15 protein-coding genes are annotated in these 12,646 nt (G+C 39.1%); 3 read left to right on the top strand and 12 right to left on the bottom strand.

The window, feature by feature from the left end; all coding sequences use genetic code 11:
* Positions 1-37: 37 nt before the first annotated feature.
* Positions 38-187, bottom strand: coding sequence for a 50S ribosomal protein L33 (gene rpmG, locus HCJ30_RS05505; RefSeq protein ID WP_003719608.1), 150 nt, complete (start codon positions 185-187; stop codon positions 38-40).
* A gap of 197 nt (positions 188-384) precedes the next feature.
* On the opposite strand from rpmG, the gene HCJ30_RS05500 reads away from it, so the two are divergent.
* The 3 genes from HCJ30_RS05500 to rsgA all read left to right on the top strand — a co-directional run bounded on the left by HCJ30_RS05500 (position 385) and on the right by rsgA (position 2,451).
* The gene (locus HCJ30_RS05500) at positions 385-741 is read left to right on the top strand and encodes a hypothetical protein (RefSeq protein WP_008947711.1); all 357 of its coding nucleotides are present in this window, start codon (positions 385-387) and stop codon (positions 739-741) included.
* Positions 742-768: 27 nt separating this feature from the next.
* Positions 769-1,248 carry an MltG/YceG/YrrL family protein gene (locus HCJ30_RS05495; protein WP_185391282.1) on the top strand — a complete coding sequence of 160 codons (480 nt, stop codon included), beginning with the start codon at positions 769-771 and terminating at the stop codon, positions 1,246-1,248.
* A 162-nt stretch (positions 1,249-1,410) separates the two neighbouring features.
* Positions 1,411-2,451, top strand: coding sequence for a ribosome small subunit-dependent GTPase A (gene rsgA / locus HCJ30_RS05490; protein WP_185391281.1), 1,041 nt, complete (start codon positions 1,411-1,413; stop codon positions 2,449-2,451).
* A gap of 38 nt (positions 2,452-2,489) precedes the next feature.
* On the opposite strand, the gene pnp is transcribed toward rsgA, so the two are convergent.
* The 11 genes from pnp to rimP form a co-directional block, all read right to left on the bottom strand.
* The gene (gene pnp / locus HCJ30_RS05485) at positions 2,490-4,661 is read right to left on the bottom strand and encodes a polyribonucleotide nucleotidyltransferase (protein WP_185391280.1); all 2,172 of its coding nucleotides are present in this window, start codon (positions 4,659-4,661) and stop codon (positions 2,490-2,492) included.
* Between the two features lie 246 nt (positions 4,662-4,907).
* A complete protein-coding gene (rpsO, locus tag HCJ30_RS05480; RefSeq protein WP_003719603.1) occupies positions 4,908-5,177 on the bottom strand; it encodes a 30S ribosomal protein S15 in 270 nt (89 codons plus the stop codon).
* 136 nt (positions 5,178-5,313) lie between these two features.
* Complete coding sequence (locus tag HCJ30_RS05475; protein WP_185391279.1) at positions 5,314-6,258, bottom strand: bifunctional riboflavin kinase/FAD synthetase; 945 nt, start codon at positions 6,256-6,258, stop codon at positions 5,314-5,316.
* Between the two features lie 70 nt (positions 6,259-6,328).
* Positions 6,329-7,243, bottom strand: coding sequence for a tRNA pseudouridine(55) synthase TruB (truB, locus tag HCJ30_RS05470; RefSeq protein ID WP_185391278.1), 915 nt, complete (start codon positions 7,241-7,243; stop codon positions 6,329-6,331).
* 96 nt (positions 7,244-7,339) lie between these two features.
* Positions 7,340-7,684, bottom strand: coding sequence for a 30S ribosome-binding factor RbfA (rbfA, locus tag HCJ30_RS05465; protein ID WP_003719600.1), 345 nt, complete (start codon positions 7,682-7,684; stop codon positions 7,340-7,342).
* Between the two features lie 16 nt (positions 7,685-7,700).
* Complete coding sequence (locus HCJ30_RS05460; protein WP_149056196.1) at positions 7,701-7,979, bottom strand: DUF503 domain-containing protein; 279 nt, start codon at positions 7,977-7,979, stop codon at positions 7,701-7,703.
* Positions 7,976-10,321 (bottom strand): translation initiation factor IF-2, encoded by a 2,346-nt coding sequence (gene infB / locus HCJ30_RS05455; protein WP_185391277.1) that lies wholly within the window; start codon positions 10,319-10,321, stop codon positions 7,976-7,978. The genes HCJ30_RS05460 and infB overlap by 4 nt, the downstream gene beginning before the upstream one ends.
* A 22-nt stretch (positions 10,322-10,343) precedes the next feature.
* Positions 10,344-10,643, bottom strand: a complete 300-nt coding sequence (locus tag HCJ30_RS05450) for a YlxQ family RNA-binding protein (RefSeq protein WP_003722455.1) — start codon at positions 10,641-10,643, stop codon at positions 10,344-10,346.
* Complete coding sequence (rnpM, locus tag HCJ30_RS05445) at positions 10,636-10,920, bottom strand: RNase P modulator RnpM (protein WP_003722454.1); 285 nt, start codon at positions 10,918-10,920, stop codon at positions 10,636-10,638. Before rnpM ends, HCJ30_RS05450 begins: the two co-directional genes overlap by 8 nt.
* A 14-nt stretch (positions 10,921-10,934) precedes the next feature.
* A complete protein-coding gene (gene nusA / locus HCJ30_RS05440) occupies positions 10,935-12,053 on the bottom strand; it encodes a transcription termination factor NusA (protein ID WP_008947703.1) in 1,119 nt (372 codons plus the stop codon).
* A gap of 29 nt (positions 12,054-12,082) precedes the next feature.
* Positions 12,083-12,550, bottom strand: coding sequence for a ribosome maturation factor RimP (gene rimP / locus HCJ30_RS05435; RefSeq protein WP_003732818.1), 468 nt, complete (start codon positions 12,548-12,550; stop codon positions 12,083-12,085).
* Positions 12,551-12,646 lie beyond the last annotated feature (96 nt).

The raw sequence follows: 12,646 nt of genomic DNA, 5'->3' as shown, positions 1-12,646 counted from the left end.
TCTAATAAAAAAAGCAACAGAATGGAGATCCTGCTGCTTACTTAGTTTCGCGGTGTAAAGTTACACGGCGCAATCTTGGACAATATTTTTTTAATTCAATACGTTCCGGATTTTCACGCTTATTTTTAGTAGTGATATAATTACGATCACCGCATTCAGTGCATTCTAAAGTAATATTAACGCGCATTATTTTTCCCTCCAACTCCGACTGACGAATTTATTTACTAAACCTGTATAATAATATCATTTTTAAAGAGTTGTTGCAAGGACTCTATGCATTTTCTTTTTATTTTCTTTACAAAACCTTATTTCGGATGGTGTTTTAAGGTAAATTATGCTATAACTAGTAGTAGAGTTTATGGAAGAGAGGTGTGTATAAAACCCATGACCACAGTCATAATTATCTTACTAATTGCTGCTATTGCGCTGTTTGTTATCTCATTTCTTCAAAAAGGCGACAATAAACAATTAGAAAAAGAACTGGAAGATGTTGCTGCTCAGTGGATGCAAGAAAACTTTGAACTAAAACAACGCGTCACTGAACTAGAAAAAGCAATGAAAATGGATACTCCTATCGTTGAGGCTGAACAAGTACCTGATAGCCCGAAAGTTCGCGAATTGATGAAAAAACAAGTGATTACACTTTATACTTCTGGAATCGTAACATCAGAGATTGCTGAACAGTCATCATTGCCTAAAGAAGAAGTGGAACAAATCATTGAAGAATATTTAAAACATTGATTTAAATTTTAAAGGAGGAGCCTATCTGTGAAGAAAAACTTACGGATGTTGGCGTTAGGTTTCTTAATATCTGCCGTTGTCTTACTGGTTTACAATCAGTTTTTCTCAACTCAGACTAAAGCAGATGAAACAAAAGCCGCATCAACAAAAGCTGGTTCTGATGAAAATTCAAGCACATGGAAAACAAAATACGAAAAATTATTAGCTGAGCAAGAAGTAGCAAAAGCAAAAGAAACTGAAGCGAAGAAAAAAGCGGACGAAGCTGCTAAAAAGAAAGCTGAAGAAGCTAAAAAAGTTAAAAGTTATACTTTGACAATTTCTAGCGGAGATCCGTCTTCTAAAGCTGGCGACGAACTTCAAGCAAATGGTATTGTTAAGAGTTCTTCCGATTTTGATAAATACTTACGTGATAACAATTATGAAAAGTACATTCGTGATGGTAGCTACACTATCAAAAGCGATATGAGCTATGAAACAATCGCTAAAATTTTAGCACATAAAAATTAATCGAAAAAAAGGAAACAAGTATAGAGCTTGTTTCCTTTTTTATGTTATTATTTAAGAAAGAAAGGATGATGAATTATGGAAAATGTAAAAATGAATAACCTCATAATTAAAACGGGGGTATTTTACCTATAGAATGCTCCCTACAACAAAGGAGCGGAAAAATTGATACTAGAAAAATATGGTTTCACGCATTTTTTTAATGAACAAGAAATAGCTACTACATCCTCTTACGGCAGAGTTACTGCGGTATTTAGAGATTATTACCGAGTAGTTACTGAAAACGGGGAATTTTTAACCTCCCTTAAACGTGGGAATTTTTATGAATTATCCACCACTGCCCTGCCTGCTGTTGGCGATTTTGTCGAAGTGAGCAGTGACGCGCAAATCTTATCCGTGTTAGAACGGAAAACAGTCTTTTCTCGAATGAATAAAGATTCTGAGGAACAATTGATTGCGGCGAATTTTGACTATGCGCTTATTGTGATGAGTTTGAATCATGATTTTAATTTAAATCGCTTAGAACGCTATTTAACGGTTGCTTGGGATAGTGGCGCTACGCCGATTATCATTTTGACGAAAGCCGATTTAGCGGAAGATCTATCGCCCTACGCTCAGCAGCTCGAAACTGTCGCATATGGCGTCCCAGCGTATTATGTGGATAATTTGTCGCACAATGGTTTTGAAGCGTTAGAACGCGATTTGAAGCCGAATAGCACTCTTGTTTTACTCGGTTCTTCTGGTGTTGGTAAATCTTCTTTTATTAATTCGCTTGCTGGTACTGATTTGATGAAAACTGCTGGTATTCGGGAAGATGATAGTAAAGGAAAACATACTACGACACACCGAGAAATGCATTTGCTAAATAATGGTTGGATTGTTATTGATACGCCAGGAATGCGCGAATTCGGGATTGGTTTGAATCAAGCTGGATTGGAAACCACTTTTTCAGATGTGGAGGAGCTTGCTGAAGGCTGTCGTTTTCATGATTGTTCCCATACACAAGAGCCTGGTTGCGCTGTACAAGCTGCTTTAGAAGATGGTCGTTTATCGATGCAACATTACGAAAATTGGTTAAAATTGCAGCGTGAAATGGCTTACCATGCACGAAAAAACAGTCCCGCTCTTGCTAGACAAGAACGCGACCGCTGGAAAGTTATTAAAAAATCAATGCGCACACATAGTAAAACTCGACCAAAAAAATAGTAAAAAAAGCAAGTAGCTAAGGCTACTTGCTTTTTGTATTATTTAGATTCTGGTTTTTTCGTTTTTGGGTAGAATTTTTTCTCTGCTTGTGGTTTTTTGTCGCCTTCTGGTTGTTCTTTTTTCTCAAGCAAAGCTTTACGTGATAAGTTAACGCGACCTTGTTGGTCTACTTCGATAACTTTCACTGTAACTTCATCGCCAAGTTTTAGAATATCTTCTACTTTACCAACGCGTTCATGCGCTAATTCAGAAATATGAACTAAACCGTCTGTACCTTTGAATAATTCAACAAATGCGCCAAATTTTTCGATACGACGAACTTTACCAGTGTAAACTTCTCCCACTACTACTTCACGAACGATGTCTTCAATGATAGCAATAGCTTTACGGTTCATTGCTTGATCTTGAGAAGCAATGTAAACTGTACCATCTTGTTCGATATCGATTTTTACGCCAGTTTCTTCAATGATAGCATTGATTTGTTTTCCACCAGGTCCGATAACGTCTTTGATTTTCTCTGGTTTGATGTTAAGCGTAATAATTTTTGGAGCATAAGCAGAAAGTTCTTCACGAGGTTCGCTAATTGTGCTAGTTAAGTGTTCTAGAATGTGTAAGCGACCTTCTTTTGCTTGCGTTAATGCTTCGTCCAAAATTTGACGGCTCAAGCCATCGATTTTGATGTCCATTTGAAGTGCTGTAATACCGTCTTTTGTACCAGCAACTTTAAAGTCCATATCGCCAAAGTGATCTTCCATACCTTGGATATCAGAAAGGATTGTGTAGTCATCGCCAAGTTTAACAAGACCCATCGCGATACCTGCAACTGGCGCTTTAATTGGAACACCAGCGTCAAGCATTGCAAGTGTAGAACCACAAATACTTGCTTGAGAACTAGATCCGTTTGATTCAAGAACTTCTGATACTAAACGGATTGTGTACGGGAATTCCTCTTCGGAAGGAATAACATATTGAAGCGCACGTTCACCTAAGGCACCGTGACCGATTTCACGACGGCCCGGAGCACGACGAGGCCCAGTTTCCCCAACACTGAATTGTGGGAAATTGTAATGATGCATAAAGCGTTTATATTCTTCTGTTCCTAAACCATCAATGATTTGGTGTTCACGAAGCGGTGCCAGTGTACATACGCTTAGAGCTTGTGTTTGGCCACGAGTGAATAAACCAGAACCATGGACACGAGGAAGCATGCCAACTTCAGAAGAAAGTGGGCGAATTTCGTTTACTTTACGGCCATCTGGACGGATTTTATCTTGAGAAATAAGGCGACGCATTTCGTCTTTTTCAATCATTTCAAGAATATGAGCTACTTCGCTAAGAATTTCGGATTCATTTTCTAATTCTTTCGCTTTATAGCTTTCTAAAATTTCTTCTTTTACATCTTCAATTGCTGCTTCACGCGCTTTTTTCTCTTCTGTTTTGATAGCAGTTTTCATTTTGCCTTCGCTTGCTGCTTTTACTTCTGCTTCAAGTTCAGGATCGCTTACGAAAAGTTCGATTTCGCGTTTTTCTTTACCTACAGCAGCGATGATTTGTTGTTGGAATTCACAAAGACGTTTAATTTCTTCATGACCAAACATGATTGCTTCAAGCATTGCTTCTTCTGAAACTTCTTTCGCTCCAGCCTCTACCATGTTGATTGCATCATAAGTTCCTGCAACAGTTAAGCTAATATCACTTTTTTCTGCTTGTTCGATTGTTGGGTTAATAACGTATTTTCCGTCGATACGACCAACATCTACACCAGCGATTGGTCCTTCAAATGGAATATCAGAAATAACTAATGCAACAGAAGAGCCAAGCATTGCTGCCATTTCTGGAGAACAATCTTGATCCACACTAAAAACAGTAGAAGTAATTTGAACTTCATTACGGAAACCTTCTGCAAATAATGGACGGATTGGACGGTCGATTAGGCGCGCAGTTAATGTCGCACGGTCACTTGGACGTCCTTCACGTTTTAAGAATCCACCGGGCACTTTACCAACGGAATACATTTTTTCTTCATAGTTCACTGTTAGCGGGAAAAAGTCGCCTGGACGTGGTTTTTTAGAACCTACTGCCGCTGTTAAAACGACTGTATCACCGTAACGAATTAATGCTGCTCCACTTGCTTGTTTTGCTAATTGACCTACTTCAACAGATAATGTTTTACCTGCCCATTCTGTTGAGAATACTTGTTTTTCAGACATGTTTTAATCTCCTTTGTTTAGGAAACACGAACCAGAAACTTTACCATGCATAAGAATGTTCACGCACACTTTAGATTTTCTAAAGCACACATGAATCCAAAAACCTACTGCAAATAATGATTTTCTGAAGCACGTTTTTGGATTCATGCGATAAAGTTTCGTTTCTTCGGCGTGTTTTCCAAAATTTAGTATACTTAATACTCAAAAAAAAGCGGGAACTTTTGGTATCCCGCTTTCGTCTGGTTTTTATCGACGTAAACCTAAACGTTTGATAAGTTCGCGGTAACGTTGAACATCTTTTTTACGTAGGTAAGTTAATAGGTTACGACGGTGACCTACCATTTTCATTAATCCACGGTAAGAGTGATGATCTTTTTTGTGTACGCGAACGTGTTCATTTAAGCTATTGATTTCAGCAGTTAATACAGCGATTTGTACTTCTGGTGAACCAGTATCTGTATCATGGACACGGTACTCTGCAATAATTTCATTTTTGCGTTCTTGAGTTAAAGCCATTTCTTTCCACCTCCTTCTAAAATATCCCCAATTACTGAGCCAAGCGTCGGTGAGTCGCAAAAGCCAAGTAATGGTTCTGTTCGTACAGATTTAAAGATACACTATTTAGCCTCTAAAAGCAAGCAGAAATAGTCGTTTAATCTTCTAATTTAGCAAAAAAAGCTCTTGTATCTTGTTCGTCTTTTTCTAACTGCGCAATCAGACCTTCTACACCATTAAATTTAAGTTCTGGACGGAAAAATTGATACCATTCAATTTCCGCTTCCTCGCCGTAAATTTCGCGGTGGAAATCCAGAATATACACTTCAATCGAGAGTGCTTGGTCGTCTTTAAACGTGATATTATAGCCAATGCTAGCCATACCTAAGTGAGTTTCCCCATTCACGCGGAATTTCACTGCATAGACACCAAGTTTTGGAATTAAGTAATCTTCATTCACAAGAATATTCGCTGTCGGAAAGCCAATTGTTCTACCTCGTTTATCTCCGTGGATTACAGTTCCTTTTGTTGTGTAAGGATAGCCTAGTAATTGGTTCGCTACTTCTAGTTCGCCTTCTGTAATGGCGCGTCTAATGTTGGTCGAGCTTATTTTATCACTAGCAGCTGTTTGTTTATCAACTATAGTAACCTCAAAACGACCTTTTGCATAGCCCGCCAAATCGTTCATCTTACCTTCACCTTTTTTACCGTAAGAATAGTCGAAACCAGCTACGACGTGTTCCACATTTAAAGCGACTAGGTAATTATCGACAAAGTCTTGTGGGGATATTTCTGAAAACTGTGTTGTAAAGCGAACTACATACATAATATCTACGCCAAGCTCCGCCATTTTTTCGGCTTTATCTTCTAGCGGGGTGAGATATTTTACTTGTTTGCGGATATTGCTTAAAACGACAGATGGATGCGGATCAAAAGTTAATACTGCCGTTTGCAAGCCTTTTTGTTCAGCAATTTGTTTTGCTTGTTTAATGACTGCTTGATGCCCTAAATGAACACCATCGAAAAAACCAAGCGCCATTACTTTTTTCACGTCTGTCCACTCGTCTATTGTCATCGGATGATGTAAGTATATCGTCTTCATTTTTTGCCACTTCTCCTCTAAATTCGAATTCCTCTCATATCATAATATAAGAAAGTTGCGGTCGCAATAACTATGCTTGATGTAACTCGATAACCTTCTCTGGTTTCCAAAGGTCTTTTTTCTCTGGGTGTGGTTTATAAATCGCGGTTAATTTATCATCAAAAATAAGCGCTACACGAGATTCGTCTTCTACTGTTGTAAATAATGTTTTTGGTAATAGGCCGCCATTTAGGACTTTGGCGTGAACTTCTTCGTCAATTACTAATTTGGCCATGGATTCAATGCCTTTTTCAAGTGGATATAAAAAGCTGCTATCATTCGCTTGCATCATTTCGTCAATTTCTGCGAGCGTCAAGCAATCTTCTTTTTGGAAAAAGCCGCTACGAGTACGTTCTAGTTTGGACATATGAGCTGGATATCCTAATAATTCGCCAATCATCACTGCAAGTGTACGGATATAAGTTCCTTTTCCGCAAGCAATTTCTAATCGGAATGTTGGGTTGGACTCATTTAGTGCAGTGTCACCATCTAAGCGTATTAACGAATAAATATCCACTTGTCTGGATGGGCGTTCTACCTCTATTCCAGCTCTTGCATATTCATACAATTTTTTGCCGTTGACTTTTACAGCGGAAAACATGGGTGGAATCTGGGTAATTTTTCCTGTTAGTTTTGTGAGTGCGGCTTGAAGTTCTGCTGCGGAAATTTCGGCTAGTTCCTTGGTCATAACCGTTTCACCAGTTGCATCTTCAGTTGTAGTCGATTTACCTAGTGTTATTTCTGCTACATAGACTTTGCCTTCATCAGTTACATATTCAGCCAATTTTGTCGCACGGCCAATACAAATTGGTAGCACGCCTTCTACTTCTGGATCAAGTGTACCTGTATGACCGACTTTTTTCGTATGTAAAATTTTTCTTAATTTAAAAACGCAATCATGACTTGTCATCCCGCGTTCTTTCCACAGTGGGATAATGCCGTTCATCAAGCTCCTCCTCCTAAGAAAAAAAGTTTAAGGCAATGACCCACTTACATCCCGTTTGAATGAGAAGATAAAGGGACTGCCTTAAACTTTTATTTATTATTGATCGTTATTTAAGTCGCGAAGCAATTCATCGATTCGATTTCCGTAAGCGATGGAATTATCTATTTCAAAAGACATTTCTGGAACTTTACGAAGTCGAATACGACGACCGATTTCAGAGCGGATAAAGCCATGCGCTTTCGCAAGTGCGAGTAACGTATTTTCTTTTTCCTTATCGGTACCAAGAATGGAAATGAACACCTTAGCTTCTTGTAAGTCACCAGTAACATCTACTCCCGTTACGGTTACAAAACCTAAGCGCGGGTCTTTAATTTTACGATTTAAAATATCGCCCAATTCTTTTTTCATTTGCTCACTGACACGATTTGCTCGTACGTTCAAGTGTATTCACCTCTTTTTATAGCTTCTCCATAACGGTCTCGGCGCGTTCCCACTCAGGAAAAGAATCAAGAAAAGCAAGTACTTCTCTGGCTTCTTTTTCTGCTTGGATGTGCGAGGAAGATACGACAGCAAAGCTTATTTCAGCTCGCTGCCATAAATCCTGATAATCCGTTTCAGCAATAGAGATATTGAATTTTTGTTTTGCTCTCGTTACAATTCGTTTCAGGATAGCGCGTTTTTCTTTGAGGTTTTGTGGTTCCTGCATGAAAAATTCACTAACGACTGATTGAATCATTTTCTTTCAATTTCTTCCATAACGTACGCTTCAATGACATCGTCTTCTTTGATATCGTTGAAGTTTTGTACTGTGATACCACATTCGTAACCTTTAGCCACTTCTTTCGCATCATCTTTAAAGCGTTTAAGTGTAGCAATTTCGCCTTCAAAGACTACGATTCCGTCACGGATAATACGAACGCCGCTATCACGAGTAATTTTACCATCTGTTACGTAACAGCCAGCAATTGTACCCACTTTAGAAACATTGATTGTTTGACGAACTTGCGCTTGACCGATAATTTTTTCTTGGAATTCTGGATCAAGCATCCCTTTCATTGCTGCTTCAATTTCATCAATCGCTTTATAGATAACACGGTGTAAACGAATATCTACGCTTTCGTTTTCTGCTGCTTCACGTGCTTGTGTTGTTGGACGAACGTTAAATCCAATAATAATCGCATTAGAAGCTGCTGCTAAAGTGATATCTGATTCATTGATGGCACCAACGGCAGTATGAATGATTTTTACGTTAACGCCTTCTACATCAATTTTGCGAAGAGATGCGGCAAGAGCCTCTACAGAACCTTGAACGTCTGCTTTAATAATAACGTTAACTTCTTTCATTTCGCCAGCTTTCATATGTTCAAATAAGTTGTCTAAACTTACGCGGTTTGTTGCAGAACGTTGAGCTACTAGCGCACGACTTGCACGAGTTTCCCCGATGTTTCTTGCTGTTTTTTCATCTTCAAAAACAACGAAGCGATCGCCGGCTTGTGGTACATCGTTTAGTCCAGTGATTTCAACTGGTGTACTTGGACCAACTTTTTTCACGCGACGGCCTAAATCATTGACCATTGCACGGACACGACCAAACGTGTTACCTACAACAATTGGGTCTCCGATATTAAGTGTTCCATCTTGTACTAGTAAAGTCGCAACCGGGCCACGACCTTTATCAAGTTCTGCTTCGATAACAGAACCGATGGCACGACGGTCTGGATTTGCTTTTAATTCTTCTACTTCAGAAACAAGTAAAATCATATCTAACAAGTTTTCAAGACCTTCACCGAATTTAGCGGAGATTGGTGCGAAAATGGTATCGCCGCCCCATGCTTCTGGAACTAATTCATATTCTGTTAGTTCTTGCATTACACGGTCTGGATTTGCTTGTGGTTTATCAATTTTGTTGACAGCAACAATAATCGGCATTCCCGCAGCTTTCGCATGGTTGATTGCTTCAATTGTTTGTGGCATAACGCCATCATCTGCTGCTACAACTAAAATCGTAATGTCCGTGATTTGCGCACCACGAGCACGCATTGCTGTAAACGCAGCATGTCCCGGTGTATCAAGGAAAGTGATTTTTTTGTCATGGATTTCGAGTTGGTAAGCACCGATATGTTGCGTGATACCACCAGCTTCTCCTAAAGTAACTTTTGTATTACGAAGGGAATCTAGTAATGTTGTTTTACCATGGTCAACGTGTCCCATGATAGTAACAACTGGTGGGCGTTCAACAAGTTTAGACTCGTCAACCGCTTCATTTAGTTCATTTTCAAAGTACACATCTAAGTCTGTTACATCGACTTTAATTTCTTCTTCTACTTGTACACCGTAGTCGTCACAAATTAGTTCGATTGCATCTTTATCTAATGATTGGTTAATTGTCGCAACAACGCCAAGCATAAATAATTTTTTGATAAGTTCAGATGGTTCTCTGTATAATTTTTTCGCTAATTCCGCTACTGTTAAAGATTCGCTGAAAACGATTTTTTCAGGAAGTTCTTTTGGTTTTGGCGGAGTTGGTGGTACTGTACTATGGTTTAATTTACCTTTTTTCTTCGTGTTACGGCCTTTATTGTTAAAATTGCCGCCACGATTCGGACGATTGTTACCGCCTGGACGGTTTTGGTTGCCGCCACCTGGACGATTGCTGTTGTTATTGTTGCGTTTTTGTCCGCCAGCTTGTTGTTGGTTACCACTTGCTTGTGTTTGGTTACCCGTGTTTGCTGGTTTATTTGTCGCTGGTTTTGCACCTTGGCTTTTGTTTGCAGTGGCTGGTTTATTAGCTTGTCCTGCTGGTTTATTTGGTTTATTCGACTTTTCATTACTATTTGTCATATTCGGTTTGTTTGGCCCCTTACTATTTCCATTTTCGTTGCTAGTAGTTTCTTTCTTTGGTGCTTCGGCTTTTTTATTTGTGCCATCAACGGCATTATCTAATTGTCTTAACGCATTTTCATTAATAGTGGACATGTGGTTAGCCACTTCAATGCCTAAGTCTTTCAATGCTTCAATGACTTTTTTGCTTGATACTTGATGTTCTTTTGCGTATTCATATACACGAACTTTACTCATGTCGTACACCTCCGTATAAGATTCAACCGAGTAATTCTGCTAATTTAACAGCAAATCCTTTATCAAGTATTGCAACGATTGCACGTGTATCTTTGCCGATTGCACCCCCTATCATTTCCCGGGTGCCGGCTTTTTTCACGACAACATTATAGTATTCACACTTGTTGCGGATTGTTTTCTCGGTTTTTTCGGATATATCTTCTGAAATGAGAACCATTTTTGCTTTCCCATTTCTAACTGCTTTTAGTACTAATTCTTCACCAGTAGTAATTTTACGTGCGCGGTTTGCGAGGCCTAATAAGGAAAGTGCTTTTTTATCCATTAGTTGGTTCCTCGAGAGACTTCACATAAGCGATTAGCTCATCGTAAAAGGACTCTTGTTCTGGCATTTTTAGTTGATGAAAAATGGCGTTTTTCTTTTTCGCTTTTTCACAGGCTTCGACACTTTTAACAATGTAGAAACCGCGTCCAGGTGCTTTGCCTGTAGGATCTATCGTAAGCGCTCCGTCTTTCGAATACGCAATACGAAGAAGTTCGCCTTTTGGCAAGCGTTCACCGGTAATAATACATTTTCGAAGGGGGATTTTTTTATTACGCATGATAATTCTCCTTTTTACTCTTCATCTTCTGTAAAAGTTTCGCTCTCTGCTTCTTCTACTTCAGGCGCTTCTACACCATTACGAGGATAGATGCCTAGTTCAGTTGCAACTGTTTCACTTTTAATATCAATTTTCCAACCAGTTAATTTTGCTGCTAAACGGGCATTTTGACCACGTTTACCAATGGCAAGAGATAACTGATAATCTGGTACGATTACAGTTGTCGCTTGGTCTGCTTCGTTCACAATAACATCTAATACTTTAGAAGGACTAAGTGCATTAGCTACGAATGTGAAAGGATCATCTGACCATTCAACGATATCGATTTTTTCGCCTTTAAGTTCATTGACGATAGTTTGTACACGTGCGCCTTTTGGTCCAACACATGCGCCAACTGGGTCCACTTCTTCATTTGCTGTGTAAACGGAGATTTTAGAGCGGTCTCCTGCTTCACGTGCAACAGATTTGATTTCTACAACACCGTCATAGATTTCCGGTACTTCCATTTCAAAAAGACGTTTAAGTAAACCAGGGTGTGTACGGGATACAAAAATTTGCGGCCCTTTTGTCGTCTTCTCTACTTTTGTTAAATATACTTTGATGCGATCATGTGCATGATAAGTTTCGTTTGGCATTTGCTCGTTTTGGGACAAAATTGCTTCGATTTTACCAAGGTTTACATAGATAAAACGAGAATCTTGACGTTCCACGATACCAGTCATAATGTCATCTTCGCGGTCGATAAATTCATCATAAATGATGCCACGTTCCGCTTCACGAACACGTTGGGTTACAACTTGTTTCGCTGTTTGAGCAGCAATACGTCCGAAATCTTTTGGAGTTACTTCAAGCTCAACAACGTCACCTGGTTGATATACAGGGTTCAGTTTGTGTGCTTCTTCCATCGAAATTTCAAGGCGAGAATCAAATACTTGTTCTACCGCTTCTTTTCTAGCTAAAACACGGATAGAACCGTTTTCCATATTTAAATCTACGCGTACGTTTTGTGCATCTTTGAAGTTTCTTTTATATGCGGATGTAAGAGCAGCTTCGATTGCTTCTACTAAAACCTCTCTTGAAATACCTTTATCATGTTCTAACACATGAAGAGCATCTAATAATTCTGTGCTCATTTTTTATTCAGCTCCTTATTCTTTGCTTTTTAAAATTGAATTGCAAGTCTTGCTTTGGCTACTTTGTCTTTAGGAATTTCACAAGTGATTTTGCGTGTTTTGTCCGTGATAGTAATAACGAGTGTTGTGCCGTCATAACTAACGAGCGTGCCTTCCCACATTTTACGACCATCAATTGGCTCATAAGAAGTGACGTGGACATATTTACTTACCGCATTTTCAAAATCTTGCTCTTTCTTCAGTGGACGTTCAGCCCCAGGTGATGACACTTCTAAAAAGTAGTTTTGTGTAATGGGATCATTTTCGTCCATTTTTTCACTCACTTTTTCGCTCACGGCTGCGCATTCATCGATATCTACGCCACCATCTTTATCAATAAAAATTCGTAAAAACCAATTCGGCCCTTCTTTTTCAAAGGCAATGTCTACGAGTTCCAATTGAAGTTCATCCGTGATTGGCGCAACAATTGCTTCTACTTGTTCTAGTACTTTACTCATTTCAGCCTCCTTAAGAGATACGCTTTTCCAGCTAATTCGTCCCCTACTTCTGCCACAGGTGACTCTTTGACAGATTTGCAAAACGAAAGCGTGGGC

Origin of the sequence: Listeria cossartiae subsp. cossartiae, assembly GCF_014224155.1 — a bacterium.
GTDB classification, from domain to species: Bacteria; Bacillota; Bacilli; order Lactobacillales; family Listeriaceae; genus Listeria; species Listeria cossartiae.
The sequence above is the reverse complement of the archived record's forward strand: the minus strand, read 5'-3'. Positions and strand labels throughout refer to the sequence as shown.